Source organism: Flavobacterium sp., from assembly GCF_035299245.1.
GTDB lineage: Bacteria > Bacteroidota > Bacteroidia > Flavobacteriales > Flavobacteriaceae > Flavobacterium.
This window is the reverse complement of sequence record NZ_DATGWY010000002.1, coordinates 112,474-133,983: the sequence shown is the minus strand read 5'-3', so window position 1 is coordinate 133,983 and position 21,510 is coordinate 112,474. Positions and strand designations below refer to the sequence as shown.

The window sequence follows — 21,510 nt, the reverse complement described above, 5'->3', positions numbered from 1 at the left end:
CAAGAGACAGTTTTTTTATGAGATAATTATTTTATATGAATAACTTCAAGAAATAATATACTAAAGCAGCTAATACCGCAGAAACGGGAATGGTCAAAATCCACGCCCATAATAGTTTTACAGTTACACCCCAACGTACCGCAGAAACTCTTTTGGTTACTCCTACTCCAATGATTGAACCAGTAATAGTATGTGTAGTTGAAACTGGAATTTTAAAATGCTCTGTTGTAAACAAAGTCAAAGCACCAGCCGATTCGGCAACCACACCTTCAAAAGCAGTTACTTTAGTGATTTTAGAACCCATTGTTTTTACAATTTTCCATCCGCCACTTAACGTTCCCAATGCGATTACAGTATAACAAGTAAGTGGAATCCAACCTGGCATATTTGATTTAATTCCTTTGTCTTCGTCTGGTAAAACCACATTCAAATCCAACCATCCATCCGACATATTCATATTTGGATTCATTCTGATGTAAACTGCTACTGCAGCAGCAATGATACCCATCACTTTTTGAGAGTCGTTTCCACCGTGACCTAAACTGAAAGCAGCCGATGATAATAACTGCATTTTCTTTAATACTCTTTCAGCTTTTGCTGTTGAAAAACTGCTAAACACCAAGTTGAAGATTGCTAAACTGTAAAAAATGACTGCTACTAAGAACCATTTGATGTTGTGCGGTTCGGTAATTACACTCCAAAAATGATTGTCAAATCGTGGTTTTTTGATGTCTTCGTAAGGCAATAAAACGGTTGACAAAAACCAAGCTACTAAAAGCATTAATACAACCGTCAATATTTTTGGCCATTTTTCTTTCTTAGAAGAATACATTAACCAAAGCGAAATGAAATACGAAATAATCATTCCCAATAACGGCGCAAAAACAATAAATAAAATCACAATAAAAACACCCGATGGTAATAATTCACCTTCTTTGGCTGCTTTTAACCAGTTGACAATTTTAAATCCGGCGTGCTCTGGGTCAGTTACACCATAAAAACCGTGAGCAATGGCTGCTCCTGCAAATCCACCAATTAAAGTATGCGATGATGAAGATGGAATTCCTTTCCACCACGTGAATAAATTCCACACTATCGCAGCGACAACACCCGCTAAAATAACAACTAAGTCGATACTACTCGTATGAGCAGTTTTAGCTACTGTATCTGCAACTCCAAATCCGAATACCCAATACGCTAGGAAATTAAATAATGCTGCCCATAAAACGGCCTGAAATGGCGTTAATACTTTAGTGGCTACAATTGTTGCAATCGAATTGGCTGCATCGTGAAACCCGTTGATATAATCAAATATCAGGGCAAGAACGATAATTACTATTAGTAAAGTAAAATCCATAAAAGTTGTTTTTTAGTGAGAACTATTATGAATGTTTAACTGAAATTTGCTCCATTACGTTAGCAACACTCTTACATTTATCAGAAGCTGATTCTAAAGCAGAAAGCACTTCTTTATATTTAATAATGTTTTTAGCATCATTTTCATTTTCGAAAATATCAGCCACAGCTTTATCAAAAACCGAATCCGCTTTACTTTCTAACTTATTGATTTTCTTACAAGTATCCTTAATTGCTTTGTGATTGTTCATGTCTTTCAATTCTTTGATCCCAACACCTATCAATTGACATGCTTCTAAGTTGATTTCGGTTAATTTACGAATTGATTTCGTTATTTTTTCCACTTGATACAAACGCATTTTGCTTGCTGCACCGTGCATGAAATCGGCCACATTATCAATTGCTTTGATTAATGAGTGAATGTCTTCTCTGTCAAATGGAGTGATGAAATTTCTACTTAATTCTAAGTGAGTTTTGTGAGTGATTTCTTCGATAGTAGCTTCTAATTCTTCTATCTTTTTGAAATAATCTTCACGCTCAGTTTTCGGAGCATTTACTGCTTCGTGTAGCGTTTCAGCTAGTGAAATCAAATTGGTTGATGCTTGTTCAAATAAAGGAAAGAATTTTTTATCTTTCGGAACCAAAAACTGGAAAATACTGTTTAATGACATCTTTTTTTCTGTTTAATTTGGCGCAAAGGTATTTACCCAATGTTAAGAAAACATTAACTAAATAATATTATGAGGTTATTAATTTTTACAATTTCGTAATATTAAATTGCACTCTTTTTAAATGAAATCGTTTTCGTACATTAGCCACACTAAAAAAAGCATCATTTTATGGACATCAACTTCAATAAAAACGAAGACCACAACAAACTTTTATTATCCGATTTGAAACAACGTTTTGCCAAAGTACGACTTGGCGGCGGAGAAAAACGCATCGAAAAATTACACGCCGAGGGTAAAATGACGGCTCGCGAACGTATTGATTATCTGTTGGATGCCAAAGCGAATAGTATTGAAATTGGAGCTTTTGCTGGAGAAGGTATGTATACCGAACACGGCGGTTGCCCATCAGGTGGAGTTGTCGTAAAAATGGGTTACATCAAAGGCAAACAATGCATTGTAGTAGCCAATGATGCTACCGTAAAAGCCGGAGCTTGGTTTCCAATTACTGGAAAAAAGAACCTACGTGCTCAGGAAATCGCAATGGAAAACCGTTTACCAATTATATATTTAGTGGATTCAGCAGGAGTGTATTTACCGATGCAAGATGAAATTTTTCCAGATAAAGAACACTTCGGACGTATTTTTAGAAACAACGCCATCATGAGCAGTATGGGAATTACTCAAATTGCTGCTGTTATGGGAAGTTGTGTCGCTGGTGGAGCGTATTTACCTATCATGAGTGATGAAGCCATGATTGTTGATAAAACCGGTAGTATTTTCTTAGCAGGAAGTTACTTGGTAAAAGCGGCTATTGGCGAAAATATAGATAATGAAACTTTAGGTGGAGCGACTACTCACTGCGAAATTTCGGGTGTGACCGATTATAAAGCCAAAGACGATAAAGACGCACTCGATCGAATCAAAAGCATCGTCGGAAAAATTGGCGATTACGAAAAAGCAGGTTTCAATCGTGAAAAACCGCAAAAGCCAGCGTTAAAAGAAGACGATATTTTCGGAATTCTACCGAAATCACGCTCCGAACAATACGATATGATGGAAATCATCAAACGTTTGGTTGACAATTCTGAAATGGATATGTACAAGGAAGGTTACGGTCAATCCATCATCACGTGTTATGCACGAATTGACGGTTGGGCAGTCGGAATTGTGGCCAATCAACGCACCGTTTCCAAAACCAAAAAAGGCGAAATTCAGTTTGGTGGCGTGATTTACTCCGATTCGGCTGATAAAGCCACTCGATTCATCGCCAATTGCAACCAAAAGAAAATTCCATTGGTATTTTTACAAGACGTAACCGGATTCATGGTCGGAAGTAAATCAGAACACGGCGGAATCATCAAAGACGGAGCCAAAATGGTGAATGCGGTTTCCAACTCGGTAGTACCGAAATTCACTATCGTAATTGGGAATTCCTATGGCGCAGGAAATTATGCCATGTGCGGAAAAGCCTACGACCCACGATTAATTGCAGCTTGGCCAAGTGCTGAATTAGCAGTTATGGGCGGAACTCAAGCAGCAAAAGTGTTGGCACAAATTGAAGCATCTTCGTTAAAAGCCAAAGGCGAAACCGTGGACGAAAAAGTAGAACAAGAGTTATTTGATAAAATCAAAGCGCGCTATGATGCACAAGTTTCGCCGTACTACGCAGCTTCGCGATTATGGACCGATGCCATCATTGATCCGTTAGAAACCCGAACTTGGATTTCAATGGGAATTGAAGCCGCTAACCATGCGCCAATAGAAAAAAAGTTTAATCTGGGTGTGATTCAGGTATAAGTTTTTATAAACACGAATTTCACGAATTAACTCAAATTAAATTGTTTTTAATTCGTGAAATATGTGTAAATCTTCAATATGCATAAAAATCTCTTCCATAATTTTAAAACTAATGTTTCATCCATTCCGCTCCCGGAAAAATTCACCTTTCCGTTTTTTTACGAACCACACGAACTTAGTAAAATAGCGGCAAATGAACTTCAAAATTACCTTCAAAACCAAACCGATTGGAAGCATAATTTTGGCTTAGATAATGCACAAGACGGATTGGTAATTGGAAAAATGTTTGGTGTTTTAGTTGTTCAAAATCAGGAAAATGAATTGGGTTATTTAGCTGCATTCTCAGGAAAATTGGCCGAAACTAATCACCTTCCCTATTTTGTACCCACCGTTTTTGATATGTTAGAGGAAGAAGGATTTTTTAAAAAAGAAGAACAAATTCTCAATAAATACAATAAAGAAATTGACCAATTAATCCACTCTGAAGCCTATTTAAACGCAACAAATCACCTAATTGAAGTACAAAACCAAGCAGATACTGAAATAAATGCCCATAAAGAACAAATTAAGTTAGGAAAGGCATATCGAGCCAAAAGACGTGAAGTTTGCTCTATTGAAGAATTAAAACTCTTCGAACAAATGAGTCAGGCTGAAAGTATTTTGCTAAAGAAATTGAAACAACATTGGCACAACGAAATTGTTAATGCTAAAAAAGACGTCGACTTTTATCATCACAAAATTAATGCTTTAAAAGAAACACGCCGTGTTCGATCATCCGAATTGCAAAAACAGTTGTTTGAAAATTATTCGTTTCTAAATCAATATGGAAAACTGAAGAGTTTGGAGAAAATTTTCAAAGGAAATCCGCCTGCTGGTGCCGGAGAATGTGCGGCTCCAAAACTATTGCATTATGCTTTTCAACACCAATTGAAACCCATTGCAATGGTCGAATTTTGGTGGGGACAATCGCCTAAATCGGAAGTACGCAAACACCAGCAATTTTATCCTGCGTGCACGGGCAAATGCGAACCCATACTAAACCATATGTTGGAAGGAATAGAGCTAGAAGACAATCCGTTTATCGTCAATCCAGCAGAAGGAAAAGAATTGGACATCGTTTTTGAAGATGATTATTTAGTAGTTATCGATAAACCTTCTGAATTTTTATCGGTTCCTGGAAAGCAGATTACCGATTCGGTTTACACCCGTATGAAAGAAAAGTATCCAGAAGCAACGGGTCCATTAGTAGTGCATCGGTTGGATATGTCTACATCGGGTTTGTTACTGATTGCAAAATCGGGTGAAATCTATAAAAAACTACAATCGCAATTCATCAAACGACAAATCAAAAAACGATACGTCGCTCTACTGGATGGTGTTTTAATCGGAAAAGAAGGCGTTATCGATTTACCATTACGAGTAGATTTGGACAATCGACCGAATCAAATCGTTTGTTATAAATACGGAAAAAAAGCCGAAACACATTGGGAAGTAATTCAACAAAAAGGCACTAAAACTTTGGTTTACTTTTATCCAATAACGGGACGAACCCATCAACTCCGTGTTCATGCGGCTCACATTCTTGGTTTGGATGCACCAATTGTGGGTGACGATTTATACGGAAAAAAAGGGAAACGCCTGCATTTACACGCCGAAAGCATTACCTTTCAACACCCCATTTCAAAAGAGATGATGACCATTTCAAAAGAAGCTGAGTTTACTATCTAATTTTTTTATTATTTTTTATACCGATTGGTATTTTTTTTATTATTTTTGTTTTAATGAAAACAAAGTCCGAACAAACCACCGAATACATTATTCAAACCGTTGCTCCTATTTTTAATAAAAAAGGATACGATTCGACGAGTCTATCTGACATTGTTGCATTAACTGGATTGACCAAAGGTGCTGTTTACGGCAATTTCGAATCAAAAGAAGATTTGGCTGTACAAGTGTTTTTATACAATGTCAAACGGATAAAAACCTCTTTATCGGACTATTTATCTTCAGCAAAAAATCCGACTGAGCAGTTGCATTTACTCATCAAATACTACAGAGAATACTACAATAACATGTTTGATTTTGGCGGTTGTCCTATTTTAAACGTAACGGTTGATGCCAAAAATGTTAATCCCGTTCTGTACGAATTAGGATGTGTTGAAGCTAAGAAAATGGAATACAAATTGGCTATTATAATTCAAAACGGAATGAGTAATGGCGAATTTAAATTGGATATCAACCACGAAATTATTGCAAAAAACATGTATTCGATGATTGAAGGATGTGTTTTTACAGCATTTACTCATCAAGACGAAACCTATATTTCCAATATGATGGATCTTTTAGAGGAATACATCCAAAATAAAATATTAGTTTAATTTTTTTTTAACCAAAATTATACCGATTGGTATATTTTTAAAACCAATGAACAATGAAACAACTATTAGAAACCAAAACCAAAGTACGATTTCAAGATTGTGATCCTTTTAATCACTTGAACAATGCAAAATACCTCGACTATTTTATGAATGCTCGTGAAGACCAATTGTTGGAGTATTATTCAATTGACATCTTCAAAATGGCTAAAACAGAACTGAAAAGTTGGGTAGTAACATCCAATCAAATTGCTTATTTGAAACCCGCTTTCACCATGGAAGAAATTGTAATCGAATCACAATTAATTCATTACACTGACAAAAGTTTAAAAGTTGAAATGCGAATGTACAACGAAACGAAAACCGAACTCAAATCACTCTATTGGGTGAATTTTGTACATTTTGATTTGAAAACACAACGACCTACCGTTCACTCAGAAGAATTAATGCAGCTTTTTGAAACGGTCATTACTAATGTGAAAACTCACAATTTTGATGAACGGATGATTTCAATACGATAAGACATTAACATTATATTTAGTTCAAAGAAGATTATTTTTTTTTACTTTTGATTTCAATCGTCTCAAAAATGAAAAAAATAGTTTTCTTTCTCCTAGTATCATCCCTCAGTTTTGCACAAAATTTCACACGAAAAGACTCACTTCATGGCGGTTTACGATTGGAACGTACGTGTTTTGATGTACTTCGCTATGATCTGAACATCACTATAAATCCAGATGAAAAATCGATTGTAGGTTACAATGAAATTACTTTTAAAATAGTAAATTCAACTAAAAGAATTCAAATTGATTTGTTTGATAACATGCAGATTGACAGCATTATTCACAATTCAAAAAAAGTAGCCTACCAACGTGAATTCAATGCTGTTTTTCTTCAATTTGAATCAGAATTGAATCAAAACAGTACTGAAAAAATCCGTTTTTATTATTCGGGAAAACCTAAAATTGCTAAAAGAGCACCTTGGGACGGCGGATTTGTGTTTAAAAAAGACCGTCAAGGAAAACCATTCATCGGAGTTGCTGTTCAAGGAACCGGAGCCAGTTTATGGTATCCTGTAAAAGACACTCAAACCGATGAACCTGACGATGGCGCAACCATCAAAGTAGCGGTTCCTAATGGTTTAATGAATGTTTCCAACGGACGTTTGACCGGTTCTGAAGATTTGAAAAATGGCTATACACGTTGGGATTGGGAAGTAAAAAATCCGATTAATACTTATAATATCACGGTAAATATTGCGGATTACGTTCACTTCCATGACAATTACAAAGGATTGGATTTGGATTATTATGTGCTACGAGAAAACGGCGACATTGCACAAAAGCATTTTGAAGAAGTAAAACCCATGATGGATTGCTTTCAGAGCAAATTTGGCGCGTATCCATTTATGGAAGACGGTTATAAACTGGTAGAAACTTCTTATTTGGGAATGGAACATCAGAGTGCTGTTGCTTACGGAAATAAATTCCAACAAGGTTATTTGGGCAATGATTTATCTGGTACAGGAATTGGATTGTTATTTGACTACATTACCATTCACGAAAGTGGACACGAATGGTTTGGTAACAGCATCACATCGACAGATATTGCCGATATGTGGATTCACGAAGGATTTACTCAATACACCGAAATTGTTTTTGTAGAATGTCAATTTGGCTATGAAAAGGCCATGAAATATGCCAATGGATTGCGCAATAATGTACAAAATGACCGGCCAATTATTGGTCAATGTTGCGTGAATAATGAAGGAAGTGGCGATATGTATCCAAAAGGTGCGCTACTTTTAAATACGCTTCGACATGTGATAAATGATGATGAAAAATGGTGGAAAATGATATTAAAATACGCCGAAACGTACCGTCATAAAATCATCGATACACCCACAGTAATTGCCTTTTTTAATGCTGAAAGCGGAATGAACCTCACTTCAATTTTCGATCAGTATTTAAAACAGACAACTATTCCTACATTAGAAATAAAAAGGAAAAAAAATCATTTGCAATTTAAATGGATTGCTGAACCCGGATTTTCAATGCCCGTTCATTTGATGATTGATGGTGAAAAAGTACGAATTGAGCCCACAACTAGCTGGAAAAAATCTTCTTTTAAAGTAGCTAAAAAAGCTACAATTGTCGTTCAAACACAGGAATTCTTTGTTAATGTGAATGATTCTGGTCAATAAAAATTCATTCTAAAAAAACATCTATCTAACTAATAATTAGTAAATTAGCATTAACTAAAAACTAATTATTATGGATACAACTGTTAAAGGTAGAAACAAATGGGCCAACGCTCATACAAATTATTGGTTGGATGCATTGCGAATTGCATTAGGAGTTTTTTTTATTTACAAAGGTGCTTCATTCATCACTAATACGGGTGAGTTTGACGGAATTGTGGCATCTACAGATTATTTTAACGGCGGAATGATTTCCTTTCATTACATCGCAGCAGCGCACATCATGGGTGGAATTATGATCATCTTCGGATTAATAACCCGTTGGGCGATAATTGCACAATTACCTATCTTGATTGGAGCTGTACTGGTGAATTTCATTGGTGAAATGAATGCAAACAATTTAATCTTAGCAACTCTAACATTAGCTGTAAGTCTGTTTTTTCTGTTTTATGGCAGCGGAAAACATTCAGCCGATTATTTCTTCAAAATGAACAAATAATTAGCGAAGCGTTTCTTTACGCAACACTTTACCATTTTCGGTTTCTTTAAACTTGGAAATGAACACAATTTCTTTGGGTTTTTCGTATTTATCCAAACCATCAAAAACGTTGTTATCAATCGTAAACTGATCACCTTCGACTACTAAAATCACTTTTTCGCCCAGTTCTTTATCGGCTTTGCCAGCAATAAAAAATCGGGGTTCGATCTTTCCTGAGAGCTTTTCTTCAATACTTTCGGGTATGAATTTGATTCCGCCTGTATTGATTACATTATCAATTCTTCCTAAAAACACAAACTGATTTTCGTTGACCAATTCTACTAAATCATTGGTTAAAATTACATCATCGGAAATACTTGGTGCGTGAATTACTAAGCAATTTCTATCGTCATACGAAATCGTCACTTTTGGTAAAACCGTAAATGCCTTTTCCCCTATTTTTCGAGCTGCAATGTGGGTAATTGTTTCGGTCATACCATAAGTTTCATAGACTAATGTTGGTAATTTTGAAAGCGAAGTTTCAAGAGTTTTTTCCATTTTTGCTCCACCAACAATGAGTTTTTTTACTCTTTTGAGTTGTTTGATTGAATGTTTGGCTTGCAGCGGAACCATTGCAACAAAGTCGTAACTTTCGGTATCGGTTTCGTCCAATGGATGTGAACTTGGAGCCACAAAATCGACATCCAATCCTAAAATCATCGCTCGTATCAACATCATTTTTCCAGCAATGTATTTTACGGGTAAGCAATGAAGTGCTTTATTTCCGGGATGAAGATCAAAAAAATCGCCAGTTGCAATTGCCGAATTCACCATGGCTTGTTTATCAATTTGTATTGTTTTAGCATCACCTGTTGTACCCGAAGTTTTCACTTCTAAATAGGATTTACTATCAAACCAATCCAAAATAAAATCACCAACAGGTTTTTCAAAATCGTCTCCTTCTTTGATAAAACTGTAGGCTACACGGCACAAATCTTCTCTATTCAAATGAAATCCGTTCAGTTTGAACTGATTGTGTACGTTTTCATAGGTAGGTGTAAAATCAATCATTATTCGTACATTTTATAATTAGTTGCTGTTTCAGGTTCGGTAACTTTTCCAGTTAGTTTATCTTTCCAATCATGCCATTTGTATCTTTTGGCAAAAATGAACAAAATAATGGGATACATAATGGCCATCGAAAGTATCATTTCGATTAATGCATTCGATGGATTGGTTTCACTAGTATATTTGAAAACAGCATCGGTTTGCAAAGCCGAAAAATCGGATGTTATCAACAATGCAGCCATCAAATTATTTCCTAAATGAAATCCTAAAGCCAATTCCATTCCTTCGTCCATCAAAGTCATCACGCCCAGTAAAAATCCTGTCCCAATGTAAAAAACCATGACTCCATAACCCATTTCTGCAACTTCAGGATTCGCACTGTGCATAATTCCGAAAACTACCGATGTTATGATTAATGGTGTCCAACGATTGCGAGCCATTATTCCGATTTGCTGCATTAAGTAACCTCTGAATAAATATTCTTCTAAACCAATTTGAAAAGGAAATAACAACAAACTGATGATTAGTAAAACGGTAAATTTAACTGGATTGAAATTCCACTGAATCATCGAGTTGTCATAATAATAGGATATCCCGAATGTTAATAGTGTAATAAAAACAATTAAACCAAGTGAAAATCCGAATCGCTTAAAATCAAAACTCTTTCGGCTTGTACTCAAAGACAAAATACTTCTCTCATGAATAAAACGTACCAACAAAAAAAGTAATCCTAACAAAAACACAAACGGAATCAAATTGACGGTTAATGAGAGCCATTTGGGTAAAGTTCTCATTAATTCGTAGGTTTTCTCAATTTCCTCATCAGAAATAAGAAGATAACCGATGAAATTAACTATGAAGATTCCTGTTGAAACCAAAGTAGTTACAATTACTCTCCACAAATCATTTTTCCCTTTATAGGCTTGCTCAATAAACATTTTTGTTGGTTTAGAATTACTTGCCTAATTTAGCTTTTTTATTTCAGTAATTCATTACATCTTACAAAAAAATTATGATTACCATTTACCATAATCCGCGCTGTGGAAAGTCGAGAGATTGTTTAGCATTCATCCAAAATTCAAATCTTGAATATGAAGTTATTAAGTATTTGGAAACTCCATTTACAAAAGACGAATTAACAAAAGTTATCGGTAAATTAAAAATCAAGCCGATAGAATTGGTTCGTACTAAAGAACCCGTTTGGATTGAAAAATACAAAAGCAAAAGCCTATCAAATGCTGAAATTATTCAAGCCATGATTAATCATCCTATTTTGATTGAAAGACCAATAGCAGTAAAAGGAAATAAGGCAATAATTGCTCGCCCACTAGAAAAAATCAAAGAAATTCTCTAATTGTGTTTTATTTAACAAAGCATTGGGAATTGTACGTATAATGAAGATTTAAATTTGCATTTTAATTGATGTATCATTAAATTTTCGCAAATGAAGTATTTCTATCTGTTTTCATTATCCTTTCTTACTCTATTTTCAACAACCCTTTTCGCTCAAAAACCCGAAGGAAAACCTGAAGCAAAAAAATTAATCGTTACTGGAAAAGTGATTGAAAAAACTACAAGTCAACCTTTGGAATACGCAACAATTACTTTGTTCAATACCAAAGCAAACAAAATTACTAGTGGTGGTATTACCGATGCTAATGGTGAATTTAAAGTAGAAGCAAATCCGGGAACTTACGACATAAAAATTGAGTTCATCTCGTTTAAAATAGTAGAGTTGAAAGCAAAAACAATTGCCGACAACACCAATTTGGGTGTGATTTCTTTAGAAGATAATTCACAACAATTGAACGAAGTTGTGGTTCGTAACGAAAAAACTACAGTAGAAATCAAACTCGACAAAAAAGTATACAATGTAGGTAAAGATTTGATGGTAAAAGGCGGAACAGTGAGTGATGTTTTGGATAACATTCCGTCTGTAGCAGTTGATGTGGAAGGAAATGTAAGCTTGCGCGGAAATGAAAATGTACGTGTGTTAATCGATGGAAAACCATCCAATGCGATTAGTATTGCTGATGCTTTGAAATTAATTCCAGCCGATGCTATTGATAAAGTTGAAGTGATTACCAACCCATCGGCACGTTACGACGCTGAAGGTGGCGGTGGATTGTTAAACATTATTCTTAAAAAAGGAAGAACCAGTGGTTTGAACGGTACCTTTTTATTGACAACAGGTTATCCTGACAACCACGGAGTAAATGCAACTATAAACTATAAAGGAGACGATTTTAATTTTTTCACTACTCAAGGTTACAATTACAGAAGCAATCCAGGAAATTCGTATGTGGAAACCGATTATTTATCTGGAAATGCATCTTCTCCAGCTTCAATCATAGAAAATCGAGATAACGATCGTTTGAATAAAGCCTACAACGGAAGCTATGGTTTGGATTGGAATTTGGATAAAAGCCTCAATTGGACCAATGTTGTCAATTACAGAAAATCCTCTGGAGACAATCAAGACAATGTGGTTTTTGATAATTTTTATACCAATTCGGCCTTAAATAATACAAGAACCCGAACTAGTTTTGAAGGAAGTGAGAGTGAAAACATCGAATTCAACTCAACTTTAGCAAAAAAATTCAAAAAAGACGGTCATAAATTGAATCTTGATTTTCAAGTTTCGTCGAATCAAGATTTGAACATTGCCGACATTTACGACAGCACTTACGGAAACGACAAAACCAATAATGATCAGAGTCAAAGCAGACGTTTAGTGCAGTTGGATTATGTTTTACCTGTTGGGAAAGACAGTCAGTTTGAAGCCGGTTACCGCGGTGATTTTACCAATCAAAATACCAATGTTGTAGTTTTTGAAGATGGTGCTTTAAATGATAATTTTACCAATCAATTAGAATACAAAGAAAAAGTAAATGCTTTGTACACGCAATACGGATTCAAAGTAAAGAAATTCTCGTTCCTTTTTGGAGCGCGTTGGGAAGACTCCAACATCGATGTCAATCAAATCAAAACAAGAGATTTCAACAATAAAAAATACGACAACTTCTTTCCAAGTGCTTTTGTGACCTACGAAATTAAAGAGAAAACAAACGTTTCTTTTAGTTATTCGAAACGCATCAACAGACCAAGAGGAAGACAGTTGAATCCGTTCAGCAACTATTCGAGTAACATTAATATTTTTCAAGGAAATCCCGATTTAAATCCGGCGCTTACCGATGCTTTTGATATCGGATTTTTAAAATCATGGGAAAAAATAACTTTGAGTACTTCAGCTTATTTCAATCACACCGAAGATGTTTTTCAATTTGTTCGAAGAGAATCAGGTGCATTTGTAAACGGAATTCCGGTAATTTTAAGTTCGCCAATTAACCTTTCAACAGAAGACCGTGCTGGATTTGAGTTCACTTTAAATTATACACCATACAAATGGTGGAGATTGAACAGTAACTTTAATTTTTATAGCGTAGTTAATAAAGGAAATTACACTTATGTGAATTTTAATAATGAAGAAGTAACTCAGAATTTTGATAATAAAGCAACTACTTGGACTACTCGATTGACATCCAAAATTACTTTGCCAGGCAAGATCGATTGGCAAACCAATATGAATTACGATGGTGATCAGAAAATGGCACAAGGAAAGCGAATTGGCGTCTTTGCCATGAACTTGGCTTTCAGTAAAGACATTTTAAAAGATAAAGGAACGCTCGCCTTCAACGTAAGTGATGTGTTCAATTCACGTAAAAGAATCATGGAAACTTTAATTCCGGGTTCCATCAGTTCGTATGCCGAAATGCAATGGAGAGAGCGTCAATTTACGTTGTCATTCACCTACCGTTTCAACAAACCTAAAAACGAAAGAGAGAAACCAAAACGTCCAATGCAAGACAATGATGGCGGTGGCGGTGATTTCTAAGAAATAATTCCAATAGCCTAAAAAATCCTTGTTCATTATTTGTTGAACAAGGATTTTTTATTAGTTGTACAGTGATGGAGTAACTAATGACATAATAATCCACAAAAAAAAGTTCCACTCAATAGGTGGAACTTTTTTTATATCAGTACAAACTAAAAATTAAGCTTGTTCAGCGGCTTTTTTAGCTTTTCTTTCTTGTAGTAATTCTTTTGATGCACCAAAAATCCAATACGGAATTAAGTGAATTAAAAAAATCATCAACCAAAATCCCATTGTTAAAATAGTCATGAAAGCTAAAAAACCTAAATATTGTTGGAAAGTATGCATGTCTTTTGAGATATTTTATTATTTCTTGTCAAAGGTAAAAGATAAATTTATTGTAAACAAAAAAACTTAAATAAATATTAACCACTTTATAAACATTAATACCATTTTCGCTTTTTAAAGTAGATGATCATACCCACCAACAATAAAAACATAAAGCCTAGAATGATGAAATAACCGTATTTCCAGTGCAATTCGGGCATATTATCAAAGTTCATTCCGTACACACCAACGATAAACGTCAGTGGCATAAAAAACACCGAAACTACTGTAAGCGTTTTCATAACTTCATTCATTTTGTGACTTTGAGTTGAAAAATAAAAGCTCGAAGCACTATCCAAAGTAGTCATATCGTAGTCAATTTGCTCCAAAAGCTCCAAGCACTTTTGGTGTAAGCGATCGAAAAAACTGTAATTCTCATGTTCTATTGTATTGAAAACATTGTCTTCTTTCATTGTTTTTATCGAATACAATGAATCGCGTAACGGAATAATTGAACGTTTTAAAAAGTTGAAGTTATCACGATGCTTTTCAATTTCTTCTAACACAATTGGTTTTGCATTCGTTTTGGATAAATTAATCAACTCTTCTACTTTATCCTCTTCATTTTCAATAGTGATATAAAAATTTTCCATCACCGCATCCAACAAAAGATACAACAAATAATCGGCTTTTTTCTCACGAACTATTCCAGAGTGCGTACGAATTCGCTCTCTGATGTGCGTAAAAAAGTCACTTCTTTTTTCCTGAAAGGAAGTGAGTATTCCATTTTTTAATAAGAAACTAATTTGTTCGGCATTGATTACATCCGAATTTTCAATTGGTAATAACGATTTGATACTGAAAAATAAAACATCATGATATTCATCCAACTTTGTTCGCTTGATGGTATTGAGAATGTCGCCCAACATAAAATGATCTACATTCAAAAACTGACCCACCGATTTTATGCGTTCAATATCGTTCAAACCATGAATATTCAACCAGTTGACCTTGTTTAAATCGACAAATTTCTCCAGTTGATTTACACTACATTCTTGATATTCAACAAGTTCATTAGATGTATAGACGAACAACTGCATTTCCGTTTTAACGTCTTTATGACTTCCTGTATATTCTAAAATTGAAGGCTGAACTTTCTTTCCTTTTTTATATCTAATCTTTCGCACGGATTCAAATTTTTTCTAAAATTACTAATATTTCTTTTTTTCAAAGTATTTTTACCAAAAACTATTACATGATTACATTAATTCTCAATATCAAAGAACTTTTACAAGTAAGAGAAACATCTATTGCTAAGGTTTCAGGAAAAGAAATGGCAATTTTACCATCGATTAAAAATGCTTTTTTGTTGATTGAAAATGATGTAATTGCCGATTTTGGTTCGATGGAAAACTGTCCGAAAATCAACGCTGATCTAACCGTCGATGCAACTGGAAAAATTGTACTTCCAACCTGGTGCGACAGCCATACTCATATTGTATATGCTGGAAACAGAGAACAAGAATTTGTAGACCGAATTAACGGAATGACGTACGAAGAAATTGCGAATCGCGGTGGCGGAATTTTAAACTCGGCCAAAAAACTCAACGAAACATCCGAAGAAGATCTTTACAATCAATCGAAAAAGCGTTTGGAAGAAGTCATGCAACTCGGAACCGGAGCAGTCGAAATCAAATCGGGTTATGGTTTGACCGTGGAAGGCGAATTGAAAATGCTGCGCGTCATCAAAAAATTGAACGATAATTATCCCATAAAAATCAAAGCTACGTTTCTTGGAGCTCATGCTTTTCCTATTGAATATAAGGAAAATCACTCAGGCTATATTGATTTAATTATCAATGAAATGTTACCCAAAATTGCAGCTGAAAACTTAGCCGAATACATTGATGCTTTTTGTGAAACGGGTTATTTTTCGGTGGAAGAAACCCAGCGCATCATGGAAGCGGGAAAAGCACACGGATTGATACCGAAAATTCATGTGAATCAGTTCAATGCTATTGGCGGAATTGCAGCTTGTGTTCAACACAACGCCTTGTCAGTAGATCATTTGGAAGTTGTTACCGAAGACGACATCGAAGCGCTTAAAAACTCTGAAACTATGCCTGTGGCTTTGCCGAGTTGTTCGTATTTTTTGAGCATTCCGTACACTCCGGCGCGCCAATTGATGAATGCTGGATTACCTTTAGCTTTGGCAACCGATTTCAATCCAGGTTCTACTCCATCCGGAAACATGAATTTTGTGGTAGCAACGGCTTGCATCAAAATGAAAATGACTCCCGAAGAAGCCATCAACGCCGCCACCATCAACGGTGCATATGCTATGGGAATTTCAGAAACACATGGAAGTATTACCAAAGGTAAAAAAGCAAATGTGATAATCACTAAAGAAGTCAATTCGTACTATGAATTACTGTACGCTTTTGGAAGTAATTTGATTGATTCGGTGCTGATTGAAGGTAATATTGTTTAAAACATAAAAATTTAGCTTTTTGTTTTTAAATCATTAAGAAATTAAGAAAATTAAGGACTGACTTAATGAAACTTAACTCCTTAATGTTTAAGATTTTAAACTATTTCAACGTAATACTCGAATTTCCCACCAATTTTGATTGATCAAAAATGTTAATGAAATACGTGCCTTTTTCAAAATCAGTATCAAAAAAATCTTGAGTTACGGTAGCCGTTCCATCCGACACATCAACCGTTTTAGAAAAACTATAGGTTAACGATTTATCACCAAAAAACTCTGTTATTTTTCTTCCCATAACATTGTTTTTGCTATTGATGACTTGTATGTAGTACGTTTTACTGTCTTGATTAGTACCTGAAGAACCATTCACAGAAAACGAAACACGCAACATTTTTGCTTTGCTAGCCGAAACCGTTTCCTCTTGTTTTCCTGAACTTTTGGTGATGTAAGCTAATGCTTTTAAATTCGACACTCTGAATTCCTCAACCTTAACTTCCTCCACTTTAGGTTGCGCTTTGGGTTGCACCACAACTGGAGTTTCATTTACCACATTCGTTGGAGAAGCATCTGTAGTTTTAGAAGTTTCTTTTTTTACAGTGTTACTTACTTTAGAATTAGCAATTGTAGATGTTTCTTTTTTTGAAAATGCATTCGTCGATTTAACTGAAATATTATCGGGTAATTTGGTCGATTTGACTTTAGCTACAGCATTGGTTTTACCCGATTTCAAAGCTACAATTTCATTCACCAACACTCGCATTTTTGATTCTAATTGCTGGTATTGTGTTTTGTATTTAATGAGTGCATTGGCGTCACTTTTGGTTTTTTCCAGTTCATACATCAACGACTCGACTTTCTTTTTTTCTTCTTTTAATTCTTGGAATGAAGTAGTTTTTTCAGCAATTTTCGAATCGTACATGCTTTTCAACTCTTCAATTTCCTTCATGACTTCATCATTAGTAGAAACTGAATTAACTGGTTGTTTACTCGAATTAAAATCGCCCACAATATAACCAATCGCTCCAGCCAAAGCCAGAACTAAAACCCCAATAATGAATAGTAAATAAGAAGTGCGTTTTTTATCGTCCATTTTCAAGTAGCATTTCAACAAAAATACTAAATAGAAAAACTGCAAAATAGACAGTTAGCATAAGTTATAAACAAAAAAAGGTGAAAAAATACATTTTTCAAAATATACTACGTAAAGTAATTAAATAGTATTGACACCCAAAAAAATTACCACTGATTCACAGATTTTCTTAACTTTTAATCTGTGAATCAGTGGTAGAAAAACTTACACTAAAATTCTTCTATTTCAAGGTAAAACTCGACTTAGAAACCAATTCGCCTTTGTCAAAAATATTCACAAAGTACGTTCCTTTTTCGAAGTTAGAACCTTTTAAATTCTCAGTAACTTTAACCGTTTTGTTTTCGTATTGAACTGTAGTTAAGAAACTATACGTTAATGATTTATCACCAAAAGAAGTAGTCACTTTGTCTCCTAATACATTGTTCTTACTGTCGATAACCTGAACGTAATAAGTTTTGTCACCCGATTTAGCAATGTTATTTTCAGCGATAGTAAAACTTACTTTTAATAAATCAGCGCGACTTGCTTTGTCCGTTTCAATTTCTTTACCTGAGCTTTTTTGTTTGTAAGCAGCCGTTTGCAAGTTCAACACCGATAATTTAGAACCTTTTTCAACCGTTTTACTCAACTCTTCATTCTGACCAACCAACACTTTATTGTAGTTTTTAGACTCTTCTAAAACCACTTTTGTGCTGTCTAAATCGGTTGTCAACTCTTGATTTTGAGCTTTCAAAACCTCAACTTCTTGCATCAACGATTTATTTTTTGTCTCAAGATTGTTATACATTTGTCGGTATTTTGACAATGAATTAACATCATTTTTGGTACGTTTCACTTCTTCCATCAATTGAACTACCTTTTCTCTTTCGGCAATCAATTCATCCGACATTGAAGTGTTTTCGGCCAAAGCAGTATCATAACTGTTTTTCAACTCTTCTAAATCCTTCAAAATGTTTTCTTTTTCTGTGGAAACATTTTTTACATCCGCTTCTAGTTTATTGGTTTCATTCGAAAGTTTGAAATTGTAATACAAACTTCCTAATAAAGCTAATATTAAAACTAAAATTGCCGCCTTTAATCCGTTGTTACTTTTTTGATTTTCCATGTATTATTAATTTTACACAAAATTACTATTAATATTTAAAAGTCTATAACGCATTTTTGTATAATTATATTATTTTTGGTGAAAGATTTTTTTATGGAAAAGTTGATTCGGTTCACAACTTCAGATTTATCAAAGATAACCAACTTCCGAAGTGGTGAAGTAAAATTCGGCGAGCAAATGGTTACCATTCCAAAAGACGCAGACATTGTTACTTTTCTAAAAAACTCCGAACCACAATTTGTCCTTTTTGGAATACCAGAAGACATTGGTGTACGCGCTAATTTTGGTCGCCCTGGAGCCGATTCGGCTTGGGAAAGTGCCATCAAAAGCATCGCCAACATTCAACACAATCGCTTCTGTAAAGGCTATGACTTGCTTATTTTAGGGCAATTAGACGTTTCAGATGAAATGCACGAAATTCAACAACTGGATTTCCACAATACCATCGATCGAAAAAAAATGAGTGAATTGGTGGTTCAAATCGATAAAGAAGTGGCGCATATTATTACCACAATAGTAAAAGCAGGAAAAATTCCGATTGTAATTGGCGGCGGACACAACAATGCTTACGGTAACATCAAAGGAACTGCTTTGGCTAAAGGAAAACCGATCAACGCAATTAATTTTGACGCGCATTCTGATTTCAGAATTTTAGAAGGTCGTCACAGTGGCAACGGATTTTCCTACGCTTACGAAGAAGGTTTTCTTAAAAACTACTTCATCTTCGGTTTACACGAAAGCTATACTTCCAAAAGTGTACTAAAAAAACTGCGCGATATCGAAAACCGCGTGCAATACAACACCTACGACCAAATCAACATTCGCCAAGAAAAAAACTTTCAAAACGAAATGAGTTTGGCACACAATTTCATCAACGATACGCATTACGGCGTCGAAATTGATTTGGATTCGATTCCGAATATTCCGAGTAGTGCCATGACCTTGAGCGGATTTTCAGTAGAAGAATTGCGTCGTTTCATTTACTTCTTTGGCAAACATCCTCACGCGGCTTATTTGCACATTTGCGAAGGCGCGCCGAGTTTAGGCAACGAAAAAAACAATCATTTAGTGGGTAAATTAATTGGCTATTTAATCACCGATTTTATGAAAGCCAAACGCGATAGTGTGTAGTTTTTGAAGCGAAAGGCTTGGGCATTCTTGTAATCCATTTTCCTGCTTTCCGTCTCCGCCTAGGCGGATTCCTCCAATCAGGGCTAGATGATAATCGTCTTTTGTCAATGCAAAATTCCTAAGAAAATTTAGTAAAAAAACCTCGTAAAAACCCATTAATTAAATAAAGTCTATCTTTGCACTCACTTGAAACAGTTCAAGCAGCAGTACATTTATGACATTCAACGATTTAAACTTATTACGAAACATACAAACCGCATTGACTGAAGAAGGCTACGAAACGCCTACACCTATTCAGCAACAAGCCATTCCGATTATTTTAGAAGGAACCGATTTAGTAGGTTGCGCACAAACCGGAACCGGAAAAACAGCCGCTTTTGCCATTCCAATCATCAATACATTGCACCGAATGGTCGGTTCAACCAACAAACGAAAAGTAATTCGAACACTAGTAGTCACGCCTACTCGCGAACTCGCCATCCAAATTGACGAAAGTTTCAATACGTATGGAAAATACACCAACATACGCTCGATGGTAATTTTTGGTGGTGTGAGTCAAGTGCCACAAGTTGATCAACTCAAAAAAGGAATTGACATCTTAATTGCCACTCCAGGCCGACTTTTAGATTTGCACAAACAAGGATTTATCGACTTGGATCATTTGCACTTTTTGGTGTTAGACGAAGCCGATCAAATGCTCGATATGGGTTTCATCAACGACGTAAAAAAGATTGTAAAATTGACGCCAAATAATCGTCAAACACTTTTGTTTTCGGCTACTATGCCAATGGCAATTCGCGAATTAGCAGATACATTTTTAACTACTCCAAAATACGTTTCGGTTACACCCGTTTCTTCCACAGCAGAAACCGTGAATCAAAAAGTCTATTTTGTTGGTAAAGAAGACAAGCGAAGTTTATTGTACCACATCATTCGCAATGATAAAATTAATAATGTTTTGGTGTTTACCCGAACTAAACACGGTGCCGATAATGTGGTAAAAGCCCTGAAGAAAAATGGAGTAACAGCTGAAGCCATTCATGGTGATAAGTCGCAAAACGCACGCCAACGTGTATTAGAAGCCTTTAAAAACAAAGAGATTTCAGTTTTGGTCGCTACCGATATTGCGGCACGTGGAATTGATATTGAAAGTTTGCCTTTTGTAATCAATTTTGATATACCTAATATTTCTGAAACGTACGTTCACCGAATTGGTCGTACAGGAAGAGCTGGAAATTCTGGTTTAGCGATTTCATTTTGCGGAAAAGACGAATTAACGTACTGGAAAGACATCGAAAAATTAATCCGAATAAAAGTAAAAGTAGTCGAAGATCATCCGTATCCTTTTAAAGATGTGGAGCCAAATCCGGAGGCAAAACCCGACTTAAGAAATAAAAAGAAACCCAATACAAATTCAGGGAATTCGAGAAAATCGGATGCTTCTAAAAAGAATAAAAAACGCTGGTATTAACTGGCGTTTTTTTTTGCTTACTATAACACAAATTATTGCAAACTAATTATAAAATTTTGCCGCTGATTCACAGATT

19 protein-coding genes are annotated in these 21,510 nt (G+C 35.2%); 11 read left to right on the top strand and 8 right to left on the bottom strand.

Features of this window, described 5'->3' with window-relative positions; genetic code table 11:
* Positions 1 to 31: 31 nt before the first annotated feature.
* Positions 32 to 1,357, bottom strand: a complete 1,326-nt coding sequence (locus VK161_RS01065; RefSeq protein ID WP_324212892.1) for an inorganic phosphate transporter — start codon at positions 1,355 to 1,357, stop codon at positions 32 to 34.
* Between the two features lie 25 nt (positions 1,358 to 1,382).
* On the bottom strand, positions 1,383 to 2,027 hold the full coding sequence (locus tag VK161_RS01060; RefSeq protein ID WP_324212891.1) for a DUF47 domain-containing protein: 645 nt from the start codon (positions 2,025 to 2,027) through the stop codon (positions 1,383 to 1,385).
* Positions 2,028 to 2,195: 168 nt separating this feature from the next.
* Between VK161_RS01060 and VK161_RS01055 the strand changes: the two genes are divergently transcribed.
* The 6 genes from VK161_RS01055 (at position 2,196) to VK161_RS01030 (ending at position 8,898) form a co-directional block, all read left to right on the top strand.
* Positions 2,196 to 3,824: an acyl-CoA carboxylase subunit beta gene (locus VK161_RS01055; protein ID WP_324212890.1), complete on the top strand. Its 1,629-nt coding sequence runs from the start codon at positions 2,196 to 2,198 to the stop codon at positions 3,822 to 3,824.
* 78 nt (positions 3,825 to 3,902) lie between these two features.
* Positions 3,903 to 5,552 carry an RluA family pseudouridine synthase gene (locus VK161_RS01050; protein WP_324212889.1) on the top strand — a complete coding sequence of 550 codons (1,650 nt, stop codon included), beginning with the start codon at positions 3,903 to 3,905 and terminating at the stop codon, positions 5,550 to 5,552.
* Positions 5,553 to 5,605: 53 nt separating this feature from the next.
* On the top strand, positions 5,606 to 6,202 hold the full coding sequence (locus VK161_RS01045) for a TetR/AcrR family transcriptional regulator (RefSeq protein WP_324212888.1): 597 nt from the start codon (positions 5,606 to 5,608) through the stop codon (positions 6,200 to 6,202).
* Positions 6,203 to 6,255: 53 nt separating this feature from the next.
* Positions 6,256 to 6,720 carry an acyl-CoA thioesterase gene (locus VK161_RS01040; RefSeq protein ID WP_324212887.1) on the top strand — a complete coding sequence of 155 codons (465 nt, stop codon included), beginning with the start codon at positions 6,256 to 6,258 and terminating at the stop codon, positions 6,718 to 6,720.
* Positions 6,721 to 6,788: 68 nt separating this feature from the next.
* Complete coding sequence (locus tag VK161_RS01035) at positions 6,789 to 8,402, top strand: M1 family metallopeptidase (RefSeq protein ID WP_324212886.1); 1,614 nt, start codon at positions 6,789 to 6,791, stop codon at positions 8,400 to 8,402.
* A gap of 70 nt (positions 8,403 to 8,472) precedes the next feature.
* Positions 8,473 to 8,898 carry a DoxX family protein gene (locus VK161_RS01030; RefSeq protein WP_324212885.1) on the top strand — a complete coding sequence of 142 codons (426 nt, stop codon included), beginning with the start codon at positions 8,473 to 8,475 and terminating at the stop codon, positions 8,896 to 8,898.
* Here the strand turns inward: VK161_RS01030 and VK161_RS01025 are convergent, their stop codons facing one another.
* Positions 8,899 to 9,948: an AMP-binding protein gene (locus VK161_RS01025; protein ID WP_324212884.1), complete on the bottom strand. Its 1,050-nt coding sequence runs from the start codon at positions 9,946 to 9,948 to the stop codon at positions 8,899 to 8,901. It lies immediately after the preceding gene.
* A complete protein-coding gene (locus VK161_RS01020) occupies positions 9,948 to 10,883 on the bottom strand; it encodes a CPBP family intramembrane glutamic endopeptidase (RefSeq protein ID WP_324212883.1) in 936 nt (311 codons plus the stop codon). Before VK161_RS01020 ends, VK161_RS01025 begins: the two co-directional genes overlap by 1 nt.
* A 74-nt stretch (positions 10,884 to 10,957) precedes the next feature.
* Between VK161_RS01020 and arsC the strand changes: the two genes are divergently transcribed.
* Together arsC and VK161_RS01010 are read left to right on the top strand one after the other, a co-directional pair.
* Positions 10,958 to 11,299, top strand: a complete 342-nt coding sequence (gene arsC / locus VK161_RS01015) for an arsenate reductase (glutaredoxin) (protein WP_324212882.1) — start codon at positions 10,958 to 10,960, stop codon at positions 11,297 to 11,299.
* Positions 11,300 to 11,389: 90 nt separating this feature from the next.
* Positions 11,390 to 13,840, top strand: a complete 2,451-nt coding sequence (locus VK161_RS01010) for a TonB-dependent receptor domain-containing protein (protein WP_324212881.1) — start codon at positions 11,390 to 11,392, stop codon at positions 13,838 to 13,840.
* A gap of 159 nt (positions 13,841 to 13,999) precedes the next feature.
* Here the strand turns inward: VK161_RS01010 and VK161_RS01005 are convergent, their stop codons facing one another.
* Both VK161_RS01005 and corA read right to left on the bottom strand, forming a co-directional pair.
* Entirely contained in the window at positions 14,000 to 14,167 is a 168-nt protein-coding gene (locus VK161_RS01005) for a hypothetical protein (RefSeq protein WP_324212880.1), read from the bottom strand.
* Positions 14,168 to 14,262: 95 nt separating this feature from the next.
* Positions 14,263 to 15,333 carry a magnesium/cobalt transporter CorA gene (gene corA, locus VK161_RS01000; protein ID WP_324212879.1) on the bottom strand — a complete coding sequence of 357 codons (1,071 nt, stop codon included), beginning with the start codon at positions 15,331 to 15,333 and terminating at the stop codon, positions 14,263 to 14,265.
* Between the two features lie 68 nt (positions 15,334 to 15,401).
* On the opposite strand from corA, the gene hutI reads away from it, so the two are divergent.
* Entirely contained in the window at positions 15,402 to 16,637 is a 1,236-nt protein-coding gene (gene hutI / locus VK161_RS00995) for an imidazolonepropionase (RefSeq protein WP_324212878.1), read from the top strand.
* Positions 16,638 to 16,737: 100 nt separating this feature from the next.
* Here the strand turns inward: hutI and VK161_RS00990 are convergent, their stop codons facing one another.
* Positions 16,738 to 17,727 (bottom strand): hypothetical protein, encoded by a 990-nt coding sequence (locus VK161_RS00990; protein ID WP_324212877.1) that lies wholly within the window; start codon positions 17,725 to 17,727, stop codon positions 16,738 to 16,740.
* 220 nt (positions 17,728 to 17,947) lie between these two features.
* A complete protein-coding gene (locus VK161_RS00985; protein ID WP_324212876.1) occupies positions 17,948 to 18,832 on the bottom strand; it encodes a hypothetical protein in 885 nt (294 codons plus the stop codon).
* Between the two features lie 93 nt (positions 18,833 to 18,925).
* Here VK161_RS00985 and VK161_RS00980 point away from each other — a divergent pair, with 93 nt between their 5' ends.
* Both VK161_RS00980 and VK161_RS00975 read left to right on the top strand, forming a co-directional pair.
* Complete coding sequence (locus VK161_RS00980) at positions 18,926 to 19,963, top strand: formimidoylglutamase (RefSeq protein ID WP_324212875.1); 1,038 nt, start codon at positions 18,926 to 18,928, stop codon at positions 19,961 to 19,963.
* Between the two features lie 214 nt (positions 19,964 to 20,177).
* Positions 20,178 to 21,434, top strand: coding sequence for a DEAD/DEAH box helicase (locus tag VK161_RS00975; protein ID WP_324212874.1), 1,257 nt, complete (start codon positions 20,178 to 20,180; stop codon positions 21,432 to 21,434).
* Positions 21,435 to 21,510 lie beyond the last annotated feature (76 nt).